Origin of the sequence: Pseudomonas sp. Cab53 (genome assembly GCF_018325965.1) — a bacterium.
Taxonomy (GTDB): domain Bacteria; phylum Pseudomonadota; class Gammaproteobacteria; order Pseudomonadales; family Pseudomonadaceae; genus Aquipseudomonas; species Aquipseudomonas chlororaphis_E.
Genome location: NZ_AP021902.1, coordinates 5,130,319 through 5,148,618, shown reverse-complemented (window position 1 = coordinate 5,148,618; position 18,300 = coordinate 5,130,319). Strand labels below are relative to the sequence as shown.

The 18,300-nt window shown below is 63.1% G+C and carries 12 protein-coding genes, 2 pseudogenes and 1 riboswitch; of the genes and pseudogenes, 8 read left to right on the top strand and 6 right to left on the bottom strand.

Features of this window, described 5'->3' with window-relative positions; translation table 11 throughout:
* The first annotated feature begins 6 nt into the window (after positions 1-6).
* Complete coding sequence (locus KI241_RS22510; protein ID WP_212803025.1) at positions 7-630, top strand: SOS response-associated peptidase; 624 nt, start codon at positions 7-9, stop codon at positions 628-630.
* A gap of 306 nt (positions 631-936) precedes the next feature.
* On the opposite strand, the gene KI241_RS22505 is transcribed toward KI241_RS22510, so the two are convergent.
* Positions 937-3,075, bottom strand: coding sequence for a methyl-accepting chemotaxis protein (locus tag KI241_RS22505; RefSeq protein ID WP_212803024.1), 2,139 nt, complete (start codon positions 3,073-3,075; stop codon positions 937-939).
* A gap of 215 nt (positions 3,076-3,290) precedes the next feature.
* Between KI241_RS22505 and KI241_RS22500 the strand changes: the two genes are divergently transcribed.
* A complete protein-coding gene (locus KI241_RS22500; RefSeq protein WP_042732196.1) occupies positions 3,291-4,106 on the top strand; it encodes a M48 family metallopeptidase in 816 nt (271 codons plus the stop codon).
* Between the two features lie 124 nt (positions 4,107-4,230).
* On the opposite strand, the gene KI241_RS22495 is transcribed toward KI241_RS22500, so the two are convergent.
* The 3 genes from KI241_RS22495 to KI241_RS22485 all read right to left on the bottom strand — a co-directional run bounded on the left by KI241_RS22495 (position 4,231) and on the right by KI241_RS22485 (position 7,074).
* Positions 4,231-4,815 (bottom strand): TMEM165/GDT1 family protein, encoded by a 585-nt coding sequence (locus KI241_RS22495; protein WP_042730742.1) that lies wholly within the window; start codon positions 4,813-4,815, stop codon positions 4,231-4,233.
* Between the two features lie 90 nt (positions 4,816-4,905).
* A riboswitch (yybP-ykoY riboswitch) is annotated at positions 4,906-5,026 on the bottom strand.
* 50 nt (positions 5,027-5,076) lie between these two features.
* Complete coding sequence (locus KI241_RS22490; RefSeq protein WP_042730743.1) at positions 5,077-6,075, bottom strand: class I SAM-dependent methyltransferase; 999 nt, start codon at positions 6,073-6,075, stop codon at positions 5,077-5,079.
* 33 nt (positions 6,076-6,108) lie between these two features.
* Positions 6,109-7,074: a 2-hydroxyacid dehydrogenase gene (locus KI241_RS22485; RefSeq protein WP_123579880.1), complete on the bottom strand. Its 966-nt coding sequence runs from the start codon at positions 7,072-7,074 to the stop codon at positions 6,109-6,111.
* 298 nt (positions 7,075-7,372) lie between these two features.
* Between KI241_RS22485 and KI241_RS22480 the strand changes: the two genes are divergently transcribed.
* Positions 7,373-8,002, top strand: coding sequence for a LysE family transporter (locus tag KI241_RS22480; protein ID WP_042730745.1), 630 nt, complete (start codon positions 7,373-7,375; stop codon positions 8,000-8,002).
* Between the two features lie 42 nt (positions 8,003-8,044).
* On the opposite strand, the gene KI241_RS22475 is transcribed toward KI241_RS22480, so the two are convergent.
* Both KI241_RS22475 and KI241_RS22470 read right to left on the bottom strand, forming a co-directional pair.
* Positions 8,045-8,665, bottom strand: coding sequence for a CatB-related O-acetyltransferase (locus KI241_RS22475; protein WP_042730746.1), 621 nt, complete (start codon positions 8,663-8,665; stop codon positions 8,045-8,047).
* Positions 8,662-9,576, bottom strand: a complete 915-nt coding sequence (locus tag KI241_RS22470) for a glycosyltransferase family 2 protein (protein WP_042730747.1) — start codon at positions 9,574-9,576, stop codon at positions 8,662-8,664. Before KI241_RS22470 ends, KI241_RS22475 begins: the two co-directional genes overlap by 4 nt.
* Before the next feature lie 108 nt (positions 9,577-9,684).
* Here KI241_RS22470 and KI241_RS27890 point away from each other — a divergent pair.
* The 5 genes and pseudogenes from KI241_RS27890 to KI241_RS22450 form a co-directional block, all read left to right on the top strand.
* Positions 9,685-10,455 (top strand): annotated as a pseudogene (locus tag KI241_RS27890) (AMP-binding protein); the annotation flags it as partial.
* A gap of 2 nt (positions 10,456-10,457) precedes the next feature.
* Positions 10,458-11,510: an AMP-binding protein gene (locus tag KI241_RS27885; protein ID WP_244868301.1), complete on the top strand. Its 1,053-nt coding sequence runs from the start codon at positions 10,458-10,460 to the stop codon at positions 11,508-11,510.
* Positions 11,511-11,839: 329 nt separating this feature from the next.
* Positions 11,840-13,696, top strand: coding sequence for a DUF1302 domain-containing protein (locus KI241_RS22460; protein ID WP_123579879.1), 1,857 nt, complete (start codon positions 11,840-11,842; stop codon positions 13,694-13,696).
* 25 nt (positions 13,697-13,721) lie between these two features.
* A pseudogene (locus KI241_RS22455) lies at positions 13,722-15,085 on the top strand (DUF1329 domain-containing protein).
* A gap of 344 nt (positions 15,086-15,429) precedes the next feature.
* On the top strand, positions 15,430-18,165 hold the full coding sequence (locus tag KI241_RS22450) for a LuxR C-terminal-related transcriptional regulator (protein WP_123579877.1): 2,736 nt from the start codon (positions 15,430-15,432) through the stop codon (positions 18,163-18,165).
* The last annotated feature ends 135 nt before the right edge of the window (positions 18,166-18,300 follow it).

Genomic DNA, 18,300 nt, shown 5'->3' with positions numbered 1-18,300 from the left:
TGCCCCATGTGTGGACGTTATGCCCTGTTTCGCTGGAACCCCGCTTTCGCGGCCTTGCCCGGCTTTCCGGCCGACCAGAAGGCCCAATGGAATATATCGCCCAACGATTCGGTGCTGATGCTGCGTGTCGGCGCCGACGGCCAGCGGGAACTGGCCCGGGCACGCTGGGGGCTGACGCCGCCGTGGCTGACCGACCTGTCCCGCACCCCGGCCCATGCCCGGGCCGAAACCGTGGCCGAGCAACCGATGTTCCGCGAGGCCTTGCGCCTGCGGCGCTGCCTGCTGCCGGCCAACGGCTTTTATGAATGGCGCGGCGGCACGCGCAAGCGCCCGTACTGGTTGACCCCGGGCGAAGGGTCGTCGTTGTTCTTCGCCGCGATCTGGGAGGCGTATCCGGTGCAGGAACAGGTGTGGTTGAGCACGGCGGTCATTACCCAGCCGGCGGCGGGGCAGCGCCGGCCACTGATTCTGGACGAAGAAGGCCAGCGCCAGTGGCTAGACCCCGAGACGCCATTGCATGCCTTGCAAGGGCTGCTGGCCAGCGAACCGACCGCCTTGCGCGAGCGGGTGCTGGCCAACATGGTCAATGACCCGAAGCTCAATGGGCCGGAGTGCCTGACGCCGGCTTGAGGGCATTGGTGTATTGGCTGGCCTCTTCACAAGGGGTTGTGGCGAACGTTAATCCTGCGGCCAACCCGAATGACTGTGGGAGCGGGCTTGCCCGCGAAAGCGGTCTAACAGGCAAAGAAGTATCGCCTGACACCTCGCCTTCGCGGGCAAGCCCGCTCCCACAATGGTTTGTGGCGAACACTAATCCTGCGGCCAACCGAATGACTGTGGGAGCGGGCTTGCCCGCGAAGGGGCCGGTACATCCAACATCTTTGCAAGCTGAGCCAACGCATTCGCGGGCAAGCCCGCTCCCACAGGGGCTTTCTGTTAAACCCTGAACTGATTGATCAAGCGTCGCTGCTGCTCCGCCAGTTTGGTCAGCCCGGCGCTGGCGGCGCTGGACTCGTCCGCGCCGCTTGCGACTTCATTCGCCACCTGGCCGATGTTGATCACATTGCGGTTGATGTCATCGGCCACGGCGCTCTGTTCCTCCGCGGCGCTGGCGATCTGGGTGTTCATGTCGTTGATCACCGACACCGCCTGGGTGATCGTCTCCAGGGCCTGGGCCGCCTTCGCCGCGTGCTGCACGCTTTCATCGGTACGGTGCTGGCTGTCTTCCATCACCCGCACCACATCCCGGGTGCCTTGTTGCAACTGTTGGATCATCGCCTGGATTTCTTCGGTGGCCTGTTGCGTCTTCTGTGCCAGGTTACGCACCTCATCGGCCACCACGGCGAAGCCGCGTCCCTGTTCACCGGCACGGGCCGCCTCGATGGCCGCGTTGAGGGCGAGCAGGTTGGTCTGCTCGGCGATCCCGCGAATGGCGGTGAGGATCGCGTTGATGTTCTCGCTGTCCTTGGCCAGGGCCTGCACCACGCTTACGGCCTTGCCGATTTCCGTTGCCAGGGCCCCAATGGCCGTGGAGGTGTCCTGGACAATCTGCATGCCCTGGCTGGCGGCCTGGTCGGCGTGGCTGGCGGCCTGCGCGGCCTGGGTCGCATTGCGGGCCACGTCCTGGGCGGTGGCGGTCATTTCCTGTACGGCGGTGGCCACCTGGTCGATCTCCGACATTTGCTTGTGCACGCCCTGGTTGGTGCGGATGGCGATGTCGGCGGTGTGTTCCGACGAATCGCTGACGCTCTGCACCGAGGTCACCACCTGGGTGATCATCCCCTGCAACTTGCTCAGGAAGGTGTTGAAGCCCTTGGCGATCGAGCCCAGCTCATCGGCGCGGTCGCTCACCAGGCGACGGGTCAGGTCGCCTTCGCCCTGAGCGATGTCATCGAGCATCGCCACCATTTGCTTGAGCGGTCGGGCAATGCCATGGCCCACCAGCCAGATCACCAGCAAGCCGATCCCGGCGATCACCAGGCCCACCATCGCCATGCCGAAAATATCCGCCTGGCGCTGGTGGTCGAGGTCGTTCTGCAACGCTTGCAGGTCGGCCATCACCGCGTTCAGCGGCAGTTGCAGCATCAGCGTCCAACGCGCGTTGGTTTCGCCAATGCCGAATGGCATGTACACCTCGATATGCCCGTGTTCTTCATCGACGTCGTAGCGCACTTCGCCGTTGCCGAGCTTGCCCAGGTTGTCCAGTTCGCTGGCGTCGAGCAGGTCGCTGGCTTTCTCTCCGAGCTTGCTCGGGTCCTTGGTGAAGGCCACGAAGCGGTTGTTGCTCGAGAGCAGGGCCATTTCCCCGGCGCCGTCGTACAGCTTGCCGTCGGCGGCCACGAGCATGTCCTGGATGAAGTTCACCGACAGGTCGGCCCCGACAATGCCCTGGAACTTGCCGTCGATGAGAATCGGTTCGATGAACGAGGCGAGCATGGTCATGGTGTCGCCAACCCGGTAGGGCGCCGGGTCGATCACGCAGGCCTTGCGGCTGTCCTGGGAGCACAGGTAGTACTCACTGGCGCGGATGCCGGTGGAGAGCAGTTTCTGGTCGGTCACGTCGGCGAGTTTTTCCAGGCCGAGGGTGCCGTCCTGGTTGCGAAACCACCAGGGCAGGAAGCGCCCGTTGGTTTCCATGCCCACCACCTGGCTGTTCGCGTAGTTGGCGTCGTCGTGATCGATGGCGTTCGGTTCCCAGGCGATGTAGGCGCCCAAGACCTTGGGATTGCGCACCACGGTTTCGCGCAGCAGGCTGATCATCTGCTCGCGGGGCATCTTCAAGGACTGGTTACCGTCCGCGCCCTTCATGCCCATCAGTGCGTTGGTGGTGGCAAGGCCCTTGGCCAGTTGCAGCGGCGCCTCCAGTTCCCGTTGGATCAGACTGGCCTGGGTTCGGGCCAGGGCGCTGAGGCGCTGTTCGATGAGCTGTTCGAATTGCGCCTTGGTCCGCTGTTGCACCATCTCCTGGGTGCGGGCACCCGCAAACAACGCGTACAGCACCAGGGCGCCGACCACGCTGAGAACGATGGCACCCGCCAGGGCCGCCACGGAAAACTGGATCGATTTGAATTTCATAAAGGCTCCGGACGCAGGATGACGTCTGGAACCTGTATCGGCGTTTGGCCGCCCCGGCATAAGGCGCTGTTCGTCGGATGACTGTTTTGGAGGGGTGAGTGTCGCAAATGGACAGGGTGGGGTGCTGTGCGAAAAATTGTAATCCGTCGTGATGTATCTGGCGCCGATACAAATCACCGCCTAGGATACGCCCACGTTTCCAGGGAGCTTCTTATATGCACAAGACATTGATGGTGAGTGTACTGGGCGCGGGCCTTCTGCTCGCCGGTTGCCAATCGGTGAATACCACCAGCGGCGGAGCCGTGGGCGTGGAGCGCAAGCAGTACATGTTCAGCATGTTGTCGACCGACGAGGTCAACCAGATGTATGCCCAGTCCTACCAGAAGACAGTGGGCGAGGCGAGCACCCAGGGTGCGTTGGACAAGACCAGCAATGAAGCCAAGCGCGTGCAGGCCATTGCCAGCCGACTGATCGCCCAGGCGCCGGTGTTCCGTCCGGACTCGGCGCAATGGAAGTGGGAAGTGAACCTGATCAAGAGCGACGAGCTCAACGCCAACTGCGGGCCTGGCGGCAAGATCATCTTCTACACCGGGCTGATCGATTCGCTGCAACTGACCGACGATGAAATCGCTGCGGTCATGGGCCATGAAATCGCCCACGCCCTGCGCGAGCACGGTCGTGAGGCGATGTCCAAGGCCTACGGCATCGAGATGGCCAAGCAGGGCGCCGGTGCCTTGTTCGGCCTGGGCCAGGACAGCCTGGCGCTGGCCGACACCGTGGCCAACTATGGCATGACCTTGCCCAACAGTCGCGCCAACGAGAACGAAGCCGACCTGATCGGCCTTGAACTCGCCGCCCGCGCCGGTTACAACCCGAACGCCGCGATCACCTTGTGGAACAAGATGAGCAAGGCCTCGGAAGGCGCGCCGCCGGAGTTCATGAGCACGCACCCGGCATCTAGCAGCCGGATCGCTTCGTTGCAGGCGGCCATTCCGAAGGTGATGCCGCTTTACCAGCAGGCCAAGAAGTAACCCGCGCGATGCGCTGATGTGCTTTTGTGGCGAGGGAGCTTGCTCCCGCTGGACTGCGCAGCAGGCCCAACTGGCGACTGCTGCGCAGCCGATCGGGAGCAAGCTCCCTCGCCACAACGCCTCTTTAAACCCACCCGCTGCTCTGCATCGCCTTGTACACCGCGACAACCGCCAGGACGAAGAAGGCCGAGGCGGCCAGGCGGCGGATCAGGTTCAGGGGCAGTTTCTCGGCCGCGAAGTTGCCGGCCAGTACCACCGGCACGTTGGCAATCAGCATGCCCAGGGTGGTCCCGATGATCACCAGCCACAGCTCCGGGTACTGCGCAGCGAGCATTACCGTGGCGATCTGCGTCTTGTCACCGATTTCCGCCAGGAAGAACGCGATCAGCGTGGTCAGGAATGGGCCGAACGTGCGGGCGGTGGTGGTTTCCTCGTCGTCCAGCTTGTCCGGGACCAGGGTCCACAGCGCCGTGGCCGCGAAACTGGCCGCCAGGATCCAGTGCAAGACCGCATCCGAGAAGATACTGCCCACCCAGGCCCCCACGGCCCCGGCGGCCGCATGGTTGGCGAGCGTTGCCGCGATGATGCCGGCGATGATCGGCCAGGGTTTGCGAAAGCGTGCCGCGAGGATGAGCGCGAGCAATTGCGTCTTGTCGCCGATTTCGGCCAACGCAACGATGGCGGTAGGTACGAGAAATGAGTCCAGCATCAGGTAGTTCCTAAAGGGGCGGGTCGACACGGCTATGACACGTACAGCCTTCCCGCCCCGGGTAAGGTGTGCGTGTCATAGGTCTTGTCAAACCCAGCGACCATCTGCGTGGACGCTTGGGCCGCATACGCCATGGTCTGCTGACCAAGTGTGTTGACGTATGCCGGGCGAGCAGGGCGCTCGCGGGAGACTACTCCCCTAGGACGGAGCGGATTCTGCCTAGGCAAATCCGATAGGGCAAGCGTTGTTTTCCAAAAAGCCTCAGCCGCGCCTGGCCTGGTAGATGCGAAACCCTTGGCCCTCGGCCTTGATCGAGCAGGCACCCAAGTGCTCTTCGATCAGTGGCTGGTACTTGAGGAAACTGTTGGCGACCAGTCGCAGTTCGCCGCCGTTTTTCAGGTGTTTCGCGGCTTTTCGCAGCAGGTTTTCCGTGGCGAAGTAATCGGTGTGCACGCCGACATGGAATGGCGGGTTGCTCAGGATCGCGTTCAAGCCCATCGGTGCAGCGTCGATCCCGTCACCGGTCAGCACCTCGGCGTCCAGGCCGTTGGCCGCCAGGGTCAGGCGACTGCTGGCGGCGGCGAAGGCGTCCACGTCCAGCATTGTGACGGTGTTGTGCGGATAACGTCGTTTGACCACGGCTCCCAGCACGCCGGCGCCGCAGCCGAAGTCCAGCAAATGGCCGCCGGGCAGTTTGTCCAGGTGTTCGAGCAGTAGTGCACTGCCGCGATCCAGGCGACCGTGGCTGAACACGCCGGGCAGGCTGACGACGGTCAGCGGGCCTTCGGCCAGGGGCAATTCGTAGGTCTGGGCCAGGCTTTCCAGAGGCTTGGCCTCGGGGGCGTTGGCCACGGTGACCTGCCACAACTGGCAATGCCGCGCGCTGTCGAGCTTGCGCGGCTTGCCAAAGGGGTTGAGCTGCTTGGACGCGCCTTCGATGCCGCTGCGTTTTTCCCCGACCAGGTACACCTCGCGGCCGGCCAGGCGCGCCGCCACGGCGTTGAGGATGTAGTCGGTGAGGTCCTTGGCCTTGGGCAGGAACACCACGGCAGTGTCGAACCCGCGTTCGGGCACGGTGACGCCAAAGTGGCTGCGCTGTGGGAAACGCGCGTCCAGCGCTGCCTGATCGCCAGCGTGCCAGCACCAGCCGTGGGCGTCGGGCAGGCGGCCGAGCAGGTCGTCGGCGGGCAAGCCGGCCAGCAGCACCGAGCCCTGGAATAACTCGGCCTGACGAAGCAGTACTTCACTGCGCGGGTCCATGGTCTGCTCCTTGAAAAAAAGTGCGGCAGTTTATCAACTGACGACCCGTCGCGCTGTACCGCTGAAAAAGCCCTGGGCGTTTTCGCACATTTGCCCAACGATCCGCTGCCGCGCCTCGCGGCTGCCCCAGGCATTGTGCGGGGTGACAATCAAGCGCGGGATGTCGCTCGCCAGCAGGGGGTTGCCCTGGCTAGGCGGCTCCACGCTCAGCACGTCGGTAGCGGCACCGCCCAGGTGGCCGCTGCGCAGCGCCTCGGCCAGGGCCTGTTCGTCGATCAGGCCACCGCGGGCAGTGTTGATCACGAAGGCGCCGGGTTTGAGTTGGGCCAGTTCGCGGGCTCCGATAAGGTTTCGCGTGTGTTCGTTGAGCGGGCAGTGCAGGGTCAGGGCATCGACCTGCGGCAGCAACTGGTCAAGCGCCAGGCGGTCTGGACGGGCCGGGCGTCCGGGAATCTGCCCCAGCAGTACCCGCATGCCGAAAGCTTCGGCCAGCCGCCCGACGGCGCTGCCCAGTTCACCGTGGCCCAGCAGACCCAGGGTCTTGCCTTGCAGCTCGACGATCGGGTAGTCCAGCAGGCAGAACTGCGAAGCCTGCTGCCAGCGTCCTGCACCAACCGCTTTCTGGTAGTCGGCCAATCGTGTCGCCAGGTTCAGCAACAGCATGATCGTGTGTTGGGCCACCGACGGCGTGCCGTAGCCCTGGCAATTGCACACGGTGATGCCATGGTTGCGGGCAGCCATCAGGTCGACATTGTTGGTGCCGGTGGCGCTGATCAGGATCAGCTTCAATCCGGGGTTGGCGGCCATCGCGGCCGCGTCGATCACCACTTTGTTGGTGATCGCCACGGTGGCGCCCTTGAGCCGTTCGGCCACCTGCTCCGGCGAGGTGCGGGCGAACAACTGCAACGTGTCGAAGCAGTTGCGCAGCGGCTCCAGGTCCAGGTCGCCGAGGTCCAGGGACGGGTGATCGAGGAAAACGGCGCGGGCGGTGTTTGTCATCAGCTGTACCTTTTATGTCTGGAACCGAAGGCGTAATGTGGCGAGCCTATCAGATGTGGTGTGGCCGCGACCTCGCTCGGTGTAGGGCTCATGAAGTCCCTTTGTGGCGAGGGGATTTATCCCCGTTGGGCTGCGAAGCAGCCCTGAAACCTGAACGCTAGGTGTGTCAGACAAAAGTCATATCTGAAGCTTTTTTGGGACTGCTGCGCAGTCCAACGGGGATAAATCCCCTCGCCACGGATCACACTCGCCATAAAGTAGATGTTCATTTCGAGATTGAGTTAGCCAAGGAGCCCCCATGTACCTCACCGAGTTTCTCACCGTCGCCCTGATCCACCTGCTGGCCGTCGCCAGTCCCGGGCCGGACTTTGCCGTGGTGGTGCGCGAAAGCGTGACCCATGGCCGGCGTGCCGGGACCTGGACGGCCCTGGGCGTGGGCACGGCGATCTTCCTGCACGTGGGCTACTCGTTGCTGGGCATCGGCCTGATCGTGTCGCAATCGATCGTGCTGTTCAACGCGCTCAAATGGGCCGCCGCCGCGTACCTGCTGTACATCGGCTTCAAGGCGCTGCGGGCGAAACCGGCCAAGCCCACCGCAGAAAACCTGCACAAGGAAGTCGGCGAGCGCAGCGCTCGCGGGGCGTTTACCGCAGGCTTCATCACCAATGGCCTGAACCCCAAGGCCACGCTGTTCTTCCTGTCGCTGTTCACCGTGGTGATCAACCCGCACACGCCGCTGGCGGTCCAGGCCGGCTATGGCGTGTACCTGGCGGTCGCGACCGCGGTGTGGTTCTGTCTGGTGGCCATGTTGTTCAGCCAGCAACGGGTGCGTGCCGGTTTCGCGCGCATGGGCCACTGGTTCGACCGCACCATGGGCGCGGTGCTCGTTGCCATTGGCGTGAAACTGGCCTTCACCGAAATGCATTGAGCCGCTGAATGCCCCGGGTTCATGCCCGGGGTGATCTGCCCATCAGGCCTGGCGTCGGCGGGCGTAGTCCAGGAATGCTTCGAGGTCGTCGCTGCACAGCAAGGGCGAGATGGCCTTGACCTCCTCCAGTGGCCACTCCCACCAGGCTGACGCCAGCAGGGCCTGGCGCACCGGTTCCTCGAAGCGCCAGCGGATGAACCGACAAGGGTTGCCGCCGACAACGGCGTAGGGCTCGACATCACGCGTCACTACGGCACCGGCGGCCACGACAGCGCCGTGGCCGATGGTCACGCCGGAGAGAATCATCGTTTCGGCGCAGATCCAGCAGTCGCTGCCAATCACCACGTCGCCCTTGGTCGGGTTGCTGCCGGGAATGTGCCTGGCCTCGTCGATCATCAGTGGGAAAGGAAACGTACTGACCCAGTCCATGCGATGCCCACCCCCCAGAAGGATCTTCACACCGTTGGCGATGGAGGTGTAGGCGCCGATCTTGAGCACCGTGTCGTCGCCGAACTCGGTCACCTCGGGGATGCCATAAGTGCCGACGCCGACTTGATACCGGGGGTAGCGCAGGCGGATTTTCTCCGGGGCCCTTTCGAGCTTTTCCAGGCGCTTGAGGTACTTGCGGGTCCTGCGTTCCTTGAGCTTCTGCAAAAACTTCACGAACCGGACCTCACGGTCGAGCGTGACAGCAGCAGCCGCCGGAAACGCCGCAGGCTGGTCTTGTTCCAGTGACGCCATGGAATGCTGCGCAGCAGTTTCCAGGCGTCTTTCTTGTCTTCCACCACGGCGTACTTCAGTGCCTTGTGAATCAGCACGATGCGGGCTGATTCGTACTCGGGATGATCACGATAGGGGGCGATGGCCGCCAGGTCCGCTTCGAGCATCAACTTGTACTTTCGCGACAGGTTGTCGGGGTGGCGTCGATAACGCGTGACCGTGACGGGCAACTCGTGGACTTCATAGCCCTGGTGCGCGATGCGCAGGGTGATCTGGAAGTCCTGGACCCGCAGCAACGGGTCATAGAAGTCGGCGCTGCGCAGGGCGCTCATGCGGTACAGCGCCGTTGGCGCGCCAATCACCACGGCCTCGCGCAGGATGTCGTCGAAGGTGTAGACCCGGGTGGTGGTGCGGCGTTGTTCCTTGATGGCCTGGCCGTTGCTGTTCATGTAGATGATCAGCGCGCCGACACACCCCGTCTCGGGATGATGGTCGAGGTAGTCGGCGCGCACGCGCAACGAGTGCGGCAACATCACGTCATCGAGGTCCGGCGTCGACACATACGCGCCCCTGGCGTATTTCAGGCCATGGTTGAGTGCGGCGCTGACGCCTTGGTTCGCCTGGGAATAGAGCTGGAAGTCATAGGTCTGCTGCAACTGCCGGAGCATGGCAAGGCTGTTGTCGGTCGAGCCGTCGTCGACCACGATGACTTCGTAGTTCGGGTAATCCTGCGCGAAGATGCTGTGAATGGCCTCTTCCAGGTACTTCTCGGCGTTATAGCAAGGCGCCACGATTGAAACCAGCGGCAGCGTTTGCGACGCGGTGGCCTGGGGAGGCGCTAGTTCAGTGCTCATTGTTCTCCGTAATGGCCAGGCGGCAATCTTTATTCGTCCATGGGTTTTGTAACAAAGCGGATGACATATGCTCGCCTTTGAAGACCGTTCTGACAAGGTTTAGTACAAATGGCCCGGGAACCGAGTGCTAGCTGGCTCAAGGCTAGCATTCATGGCCCGATCAAATCATTCCTTTGGCTGATTTGGTCGGTGTATAAGCCCTCTAGAGTGCTTACCTCCAGCCAAGACCGTGCAGTCAGAAAAGGGACTCCCATGTTGCAGACTCGCGTTATTCCCCCAGCCGAAGGCGCTTATCAATATCCGTTGCTGATCAAACGACTGCTGATGTCCGGTGCCCGTTATGAGAAAACCCGCGAGATCATCTACCGTGACCAGTTGCGCTACAGCTACCCGACGCTGATCGAACGGGTCGCGCGCCTGGCCAATGTCCTGACCGAGGCCGGGGTCAAGGCGGGCGATACCGTGGCGGTGATGGACTGGGACAGCCATCGCTACCTGGAGTGCATGTTCGCCATCCCGATGATCGGGGCCGTGATCCACACCATCAACGTGCGTCTGTCGCCGGAGCAGATCCTCTACACCATGAACCACGCCGAGGACCGCTTCGTGCTGGTCAACAGCGAGTTCGTCGGCCTGTACCAGGCCATTGCCGGGCACCTGACCACGGTCGAGAAGACCCTGCTGCTCACCGACCTGCCGGAAAAAACCGCCGAGCTGCCGAACCTGGTGGGCGAGTACGAGCAGTTGCTGGCCGCCGCCAGCCCCACCCATGACTTCCAGGACTTCGACGAAAACTCCGTCGCCACCACGTTCTACACCACCGGCACCACCGGCAACCCCAAGGGGTGTACTTCACCCACCGGCAACTGGTGCTGCACACCATGGGCGTGGCGACCATCATGGGGTCCATCGACAGCGTGCGGTTGCTGGGCACCAATGACGTCTACATGCCGATCACGCCGATGTTCCATGTACATGCCTGGGGGCTGCCGTACGTGGCGACCATGCTCGGCCTCAAGCAGGTCTATCCGGGCCGCTACGACCCTGAACTCCTCGTGCAGCTGTGGCGCAAGGAAAAGGTCACCTTTTCCCATTGCGTGCCGACCATCCTGCAGATGCTCCTCAACGCCAAGGGCGCCCAGGGCACCGATTTCGGCGGTTGGAAAATCGTCATCGGTGGCAGCGCCCTGAACCGCAGCCTCTACGAAACGGCCAAGGCCAGGGGGATCCAGCTCACCGCCGCCTATGGCATGTCGGAAACCGGCCCGCTGGTTTCCTGCGCGCACCTCAACGCAGAATTGCTCGCGGGCAGCGAGGACGAGCGCACCACCTACCGGATCAAGGCCGGCGTGCCGGGGCCGCTGGTGGAGGCGGCGATTATCGATGCCGAGGGCCGCTTCCTGCCTGCCGACGGCGAGACCCAGGGCGAACTGGTGCTGCGTGCGCCGTGGCTCACCGAAGGCTACTTCAACGAGCCGCAGAAGGGCGCCGAGCTCTGGGCGGGCGGTTGGCTGCACACCGGTGACGTCGCCACGCTCGACAGCATGGGCGTGATCGACATCCGCGATCGGATCAAGGACGTGATCAAGACCGGTGGCGAATGGATCTCGTCCCTGGACCTGGAAGACCTCATCAGCCGTCACGTGGCGGTACGCGAAGTAGCAGTCGTCGGCGTCCCCGATCCACAGTGGGGCGAGCGTCCGTTTGCCTTGCTGGTGATTCGCGAAGGGCATCAGATCGGGGCGCGCGAGCTCAAGGAACACCTCAAGCCGTTCGTCGAACTGGGGCACTTGAGCAAGTGGGCGATCCCGAGCCAGATCGCTCTTGTTACTGAAATTCCCAAGACCAGCGTCGGCAAGCTCGACAAGAAGCGCATCCGCGTCGATATCACCGAATGGCAGAGCAACAACAGCACTTTCCTCTCGACGCTTTGAGCCTTTTTACCGTGCCCGGAAGGGCACGGCAGCCCCACCAAGCAAGCGCTTGCCTTGTCAAACCGCAAATTTCAGCCATCCTTGCCGTGCCGACACCTGTCGGCCTGGCGAAAGGACTGTTCCAGAGTGGTCGGGGCTGCAAATCACACTTTAGAGGGATCAAGCCGTACTACCTGCTGGCTATAGTCCGTTGACGGATTTTTCAGGAACGGGGCGCACGCACGAAAGGGTGATGCGACTTCGACGGATGTCGGGACGCTGCCGCTCCCAGTCGTTGGGGTGTTCCTGGATAACCACTGCCATAACAATAATGCAATGGAGTAGCGTCGATGACCTCAGCAACCACGTTCTGGCGCCGGGCAAAATTGCCTCTGGCGGTCAGTCTCGCCTCTTCGCTCGCCGGGCCAGCCTTCGGCGTCAGCTTCAACATCGGTGAAATCGAAGGCCAGTTCGACTCGTCCCTGTCGGTCGGCGCGAGCTGGTCCACGGCCAAGCCCAACAAGGACCTGATCGGCGTCAACAACGGCGGCAAGGGCCTGTCCCAGACCTCCGATGACGGCCACCTGAACTTCAAGCGTGGGGAAACCTTCTCGAAGATCTTCAAGGGCATCCATGACCTGGAGCTGAAATACGGCGATACCGGCGTGTTCGTACGTGGCAAGTACTGGTACGACTTCGAACTCAAGGACGAAAGCCGCCTGTACAAGGACATCAGCGACAACAACCGCAAGGAAGGCGCCAAGTCCTCCGGCGGGCAGATCCTCGACGCGTTCGTCTACCACAACTATGCGATCGCCGATCAGCCGGGCTCGGTCCGCCTGGGCAAGCAGGTCGTCAGTTGGGGCGAAAGCACCTTCATCCAGGGCGGCATCAACTCCATCAACCCGGTCGACGTGTCTGCGTTCCGTCGTCCTGGTGCCGAGATCAAGGAAGGCCTGATCCCGGTCAACATGTTCTACGTGTCCCAGAGCCTGACCGACAACCTCTCGGCCGAGGCGTTCTACCAGTTGGAATGGGACCAGACCGTGGTCGATAACTGCGGCACGTTCTTCTCTCAGCCGGATGTGATTGCCGATGGGTGCGACAACAACCTGCGGGTGTTGAACAAGCGTTCGAGCGTTCCGCTCCCGGGTCTTGTTCTACCGATATTGGAAGGCCAGGGCGTCGATATCAACGAAGAAGGCGTGCTGGTGCGCCGTGGCCCGGACCGCGACGCACGCGACAGCGGCCAATGGGGCGCATCGTTGAAGTACATGTTCGAACCGCTGGACACCGAGTTCGGTGCCTACTTCATGAACTACCACAGCCGTGCGCCGATTTTCAGCGCCCAGGGTGCTGCGCCACAGTTCTATACCGCGGGGCCCATCGCGGCACTGCGCCCGCTGATCGTGGCGGGTAATTCCAACTATTTCGTCGAGTACCCGGAAGACATCCGCTTGTACGGCTTGAGCTTCTCCACGACGCTGCCCACCGGCACGGCCTGGAGCGGTGAACTGAGCTACCGCCCGAATGCACCGGTGCAACTGAGCACCACCGACATTCTCTTCGCCGGCGTGACACCACTTCCCGGGTTTGGCAATGCATCGGTGCTCCAGGGCACGCCGGGCCAGGACCTGCATGGCTATAGCCGTAAAGAGATCACGCAATTCCAGACCACCTTCACCCACTTCCTCGATCAGGTCATGGGTGCCAGCCGCCTGACCCTGGTGGGCGAAATCGGTGTCACCCACGTGGGGGGCCTGGAAAGCAAATCCGACGCGCGCTACGGCCGTGACCCGGTGTTCGGTCCGGGCAAACTGCCCAATGACTTCTGTAACTCGCTCAACACCTCGACGGCAACAGGTGGCGGCCAGACCATTGGTAACGTGAACAGCAACTGCAACAACGACGGCTTCACCACCTCCACGTCCTGGGGCTACCGCGCGCGCGCCATCTGGGAATACCCGGACGTCTTCGCCGGGGTGAACCTCAAGCCCAACGTGGCCTGGTCCCACGACGTCAAAGGCTACTCGCCAGGCCCTGGCGGCAACTTCGAGGAAGGCCGCAAGGCCGTCAGCCTCGGGCTGGATGCCGAATACCAGAACACCTACAACGCGAGCCTGGCCTACACCAACTTCTTTGGTGGCGATTTCAGCACCGTGGACGATCGCGACTTCCTGGCGCTCAGCGTCGGCGTGACCTTCTAAGCACCGTATTTCAGGACGACACACTATGAAAAAAACAAAGAGTCTGTTGCAGGTCGGCGTTTTGGGACTGTCCCTGCTGGCCGCCAGCGTCATGGCGGCAGTGCCTGCCGCCGAAGCCGACAAACTGGGCAAGAGCCTGACGCCGATGGGCGCCGAGATGGCCGGCAATGCCGATGGTTCGATCTCGGCCTGGAAACCCATGGCCAAGAATGCCGGCGCCGTCGACAGCAAGGGTTTCCTCGCCGACCCGTACGCCAGTGAGAAACCCCTGTTCACTATCACCGCGCAGAACGTCGAGCAGTACAAGGACAAGCTCGCGCCGGGCCAGTACGCGATGTTCAAGCGCTACCCGGAAAGCTTCAAGATGCCGGTCTACCCGACCCATCGTGGTGCCACGGTGCCGGACGAGGTGTATGCCTCGATCAAGAAAAACGCTGTGAACACCAAGCTGGTGTCCGGCGGCAACGGCCTGGAAAACTTCGAGACGGCCATCCCGTTCCCGATCCCCAGAGCGGTGTGGAAGTGATCTGGAACCACATCACCCGCTATCGCGGCGGCAGCGTGACGCGCCTGGTGACCCAGGCCACGCCGCAACCCAACGGCTCCTACAGCCTGGTGTACTTCCGCGACCAGTTCGTGTTCCGCGACAAGATGAAGGATTTCGATCCGGCCAATCCTGGCAACATCCTGTTCTACTTCAAGCAGCAAGTGACCGCGCCGGCGCGCCTGGCCGGTGGCGTACTGCTGGTGCACGAAACCCTCGACCAGGTGAAGGAGCCGCGTTCGGCGTGGGTCTACAACGCCGGCCAACGCCGTGTGCGCCGTGCGCCGCAGGTGTCCTATGACGGTCCGGGTACTGCCGCCGACGGCCTGCGTACCTCCGACAACCTGGACATGTACAACGGCGCGCCGGATCGCTACGACTGGAAGCTGGAAGGCAAGAAAGAGCTGTATATCGCCGCCAACAGCTACAAGATCGATTCGCCGCAACTCAAGTACGCCGACATCCTCAAGGCTGGCCACATCAACCAGGACCTGACCCGCTACGAGCTGCGCCGTGTTTGGCACGTGACCGCGACCCTGAAGGAAGGCCAGCGCCACATCTACGCCAAGCGTGACTTCTTCATCGACGAAGACACCTGGCAAGCCGCGGTCATCGACCATTACGACGGTCGTGGCCAACTGTGGCGCGTGGCCGAGGCCCATGCCGAGAACTACTACGACAAGCAAGTGCCGTGGTATGCCCTGGAAACCCTCTACGACCTGCAGTCCGGCCGCTACCTGGCGCTGGGCATGAAGAACGAAGAGAAACAGGCCTACGACTTCGGCTTCACCGCCAGCACGGCCGACTTCACCCCGAACGCACTGCGTCAGGACGGCATTCGCTAAAAACCGCTTTACCCGAGGCCGCATCCTCGAAGAAACGCCCCGACCTGGTTCGGGGCGTTTTTTTTTCCGAACACAAAGTCCTGTGGCGAGGGAGCTGCTCCCGCTGGGTTGCGCAGCAACTCCAAGGCAACCGCCTTGTTTACCTGGCACCTGAGCACTTTGCTTCGCGGTCCAGCGGGAGCAAGCTCCCTCGCCACGGAAGGGATGTCTGGCGCGTTTTTCAGGGTGAATTGACTTGTAGTCTTTTTGTAGCCATTTGTAGCACTCCCTTCAATACCTCCTCGTTTACCGCTAGTCTGCGGACATCTGCAACGCCGCCATCCGCCTTTCAACAAGAGTCGGCCATGACTGATTTGTCTTCACTTCCGGATTCTGCCCGCGCAGCCATCGCGGTCCAGGACGGGCGTTTCTACCGCCCGCCCTTGCCCGATGGCCACGTCGTGCGGCCGCGGTTGTGCGAGCGTTTGAGTGCGGGGCTTGGCGGCCGGCTGTTGTTGGTGAGCGCCCCGGCGGGGTTCGGCAAAAGCTCCCTGGCGGTGGAGTTCTGCCAGAGCCTGCCGGCCCATTGGCAAAGCCTCTGGCTGGGGTTGAGCGCCCGGGATAACGACCCGGGGCGTTTCCTGGAGCGGCTGCTCGAAGGGCTCCAGGCATTCTTCCCGCAGTTGGGCCGTCGGGCGCTGGGGCTGTTGAAGATGCGCCAGCGGCATCAACCCTTTGCCTTTGAAGAGTGGCTCGATGGCCTGCTGGACGAGCTGTCCAGCCATCTTTCAGCGCGCGACCCATTGCTGCTTGTACTCGACGACTATCACCTGGCCCAAGGCCCGGTGCTGGATCGTTGCCTGCAATTTTTCCTCAACCATCTGCCCGAAGGCCTGTTGGTGCTGGTCACCAGCCGCCAGCGGCCGGACTGGCACCTGGCGCGCCTGCGCCTGTCGCGGCAACTGCTCGAACTGAGCGAACAGGACCTGCGCCTGACCCATGAAGAAGCCCAGACCCTGCTCCAGCATCACAGCAGTTCGTTGCGCGGCGAGGCGTTGGACAATCTCATCCAGCGCAGCGAAGGTTGGGTGGCCGGGTTGCGTTTCTGGCTGCTGGCCGCCGCCGAGGCCGGCACCGAAGGCCTGCTGCCGCAGTCCCTGCACGGCGGGGAAGGGCTGATCCGCGATTACCTCCTCGAAGAAGTCATCGACTGCCTGCCGGCCGAGGTGCAGGCATTTCTCTACGACACCGCCCCCCAGGAGCGCTTTTGCAGTGCGTTGTGCGACGCGGTGCGCGAAGCCCATGACAGCGCCGAGATCCTGCGCTATCTGGCGTCCCACCAAGTGTTCCTGGTGCCGCTGGACGAGCATGGTCATTGGTACCGCTATCACCACCTGTTTTCCGACCTGTTGCGTAGCCGTCCCAGTGCGCCGGCCATGGTCCCGGCCGCGACCCTGCACCTGCGCGCCTGTCGCTGGTTCAATGCCCAGGGCCTGATCGACGAAGCGGTGGAGCAGGCCCTGCGGGCCGGGCACCTGGACGTGGCGGCGAACCTGGTGCAGAACCTCTCGGAGGAGCAACTGCTGGCCGAGCAGAACGTCGGCATGTTGTTGCGCTGGAAAATGGACCTGCCCGACAGCCTGCTCATCAGCACCCCGCGACTGATCGTGCTCTACAGCTGGGCGCTGGGGCTGGCCTGCCAACTGGACGCCGCCGAAGAGTTGGCGGCGCACCTGAGCCGCTTCCTGCCGGCGCCTTCGGCCACCGCGCAAAAATCCATGCTCGCCCAATGGTTGGCCCTGAGCGGGATCGTTGCCCGCGGCCGCGGCGATCGCGAAGCCACTGTGCGCTATTGCAGCGAAGCGCTGGAAAGCCTGCCGCAAAAGCGCTATGGCCAACGCCTGATGTGCCTGTCCACCATGTCGAACCTGGCGATTGCCGACGGCGACCTGTGGCGCGCCCGTGGCCTGAATCGTGATTCCCTGGAGCTGGCGCAGCGGGTCGGCAATCCGCTGTTCGAGGCCCTGGCCCATTACGATCGCGCCAGGGTCCTGCAAGCCCGCGGCGAGATCCAGCGGGCGCTGGATGAAGTGCATCAAGGGTTGCAACGCTTGCACGCGCTGTCGCCGCAACGGCTTTACGCGGTGCGGGCGCGGCTGACCCTGTACGAAGGTTTCCTGCTGACCTTGCGCATGCAACCCCAGGCTGGGTTGACGCGGTTGCAGGCCGGCCTGACCGAAGCCCGGGCCTGTCGCGACATCAGCGTGCTGCTCGGTCATTGTGTGATCGCGCGGATCGAAGGCAACAACGGCGAGTTCGCCCGGGCCTTCGCCGAACTGGCCGAAGCCGAGCGCCTGATGCACATCTGGGACGTGCCCCCGATTTACTACCTGGCGATGATCACCCTGGTCAAATGCGAACTCTGGCTCGCCCAGGGCCGTACCGACCTGGCCGAGGCCTGGCTGTCGCGGCTGGGGCAGACTTACACCGGCGAACGGGCGGCCGCGCCACCGGAGTTCCATCCGCAACTGCCGCTGCATGTCGAGTTGCAACAGGCGCTGCTCGAATCCATCCGTGGCCAGCCGATGCTCGCCGAGGGACGGCTCAATGCCTTGCTCGAACAGGGTCAGCAGACCGGCCGGCAAATGCTCAGTGTGATGGCGCTCAACCAGAAAGTCGCCCTGTTGCTTGGGCTTGGCCGCGAACCCGAAGCGCGGCGGGCCCTGGCCCAGGCGTTCGAAGCGGCTGCCGGCGGTGTCTTGCAGCCCTTCGAATGGCTGCTGGGCGAGCACCGTGAATGGCTGCGTGAACAACTGCTGCACGCCGCCCCCGGCCCTGTGCGCGAACAATTGCTCGAACGCCTGCCGTCGGCGGTGGCCCTGCCGGCCGAGCCTTCGACACCGGTCGAGACCCTCAGCAGCCGCGAGCGCGCGGTGCTGCAATTGATCGCCCAGGGCTGCTCGAACCAGGAAATCAGCGAGCAATTGTTTATTTCGCTGCACACGGTGAAGACCCACGCCAGCCACATCAACAGTAAACTCGGCGTCGAACGCCGCACCCAGGCGGTGGCGCGGGCGAAGGCGTTGGGGTTGTTGGGGTGAATGAGGTCCACCGGTGGTGAGGGGCTTTTGTGGCGAGGGGATTTATCCCCGTTGGGGTGCGAAGCGCCCCCTCCCAATGAGCGTAATCTGTTTGACACAGCGAGTTAGCAGGCTTCAGGGCTGCTCCGCACCCCA

What these genes read in the sequence shown, in the direction of transcription:
- KI241_RS22500 (WP_042732196.1), top strand. Translation starts at nt 3,291, where the DNA reads ATGCACAAGACATTGATGGTGAGTGTACTGGGCGCGGGCCTTCTGCTC.
- KI241_RS22450 (WP_123579877.1), top strand. Translation starts at nt 15,430, where the DNA reads ATGACTGATTTGTCTTCACTTCCGGATTCTGCCCGCGCAGCCATCGCG.
- KI241_RS27885 (WP_244868301.1), top strand. Translation starts at nt 10,458, where the DNA reads ATGGGCGTGGCGACCATCATGGGGTCCATCGACAGCGTGCGGTTGCTG.
- KI241_RS22470 (WP_042730747.1), bottom strand. Translation starts at nt 9,576, where the DNA reads ATGAGCACTGAACTAGCGCCTCCCCAGGCCACCGCGTCGCAAACGCTG.
- KI241_RS22460 (WP_123579879.1), top strand. Translation starts at nt 11,840, where the DNA reads ATGACCTCAGCAACCACGTTCTGGCGCCGGGCAAAATTGCCTCTGGCG.
- KI241_RS22505 (WP_212803024.1), bottom strand. Translation starts at nt 3,075, where the DNA reads ATGAAATTCAAATCGATCCAGTTTTCCGTGGCGGCCCTGGCGGGTGCC.
- KI241_RS22480 (WP_042730745.1), top strand. Translation starts at nt 7,373, where the DNA reads ATGTACCTCACCGAGTTTCTCACCGTCGCCCTGATCCACCTGCTGGCC.
- KI241_RS22495 (WP_042730742.1), bottom strand. Translation starts at nt 4,815, where the DNA reads ATGCTGGACTCATTTCTCGTACCTACCGCCATCGTTGCGTTGGCCGAA.
- KI241_RS22510 (WP_212803025.1), top strand. Translation starts at nt 7, where the DNA reads ATGTGTGGACGTTATGCCCTGTTTCGCTGGAACCCCGCTTTCGCGGCC.
- KI241_RS22490 (WP_042730743.1), bottom strand. Translation starts at nt 6,075, where the DNA reads ATGGACCCGCGCAGTGAAGTACTGCTTCGTCAGGCCGAGTTATTCCAG.
- KI241_RS22485 (WP_123579880.1), bottom strand. Translation starts at nt 7,074, where the DNA reads ATGACAAACACCGCCCGCGCCGTTTTCCTCGATCACCCGTCCCTGGAC.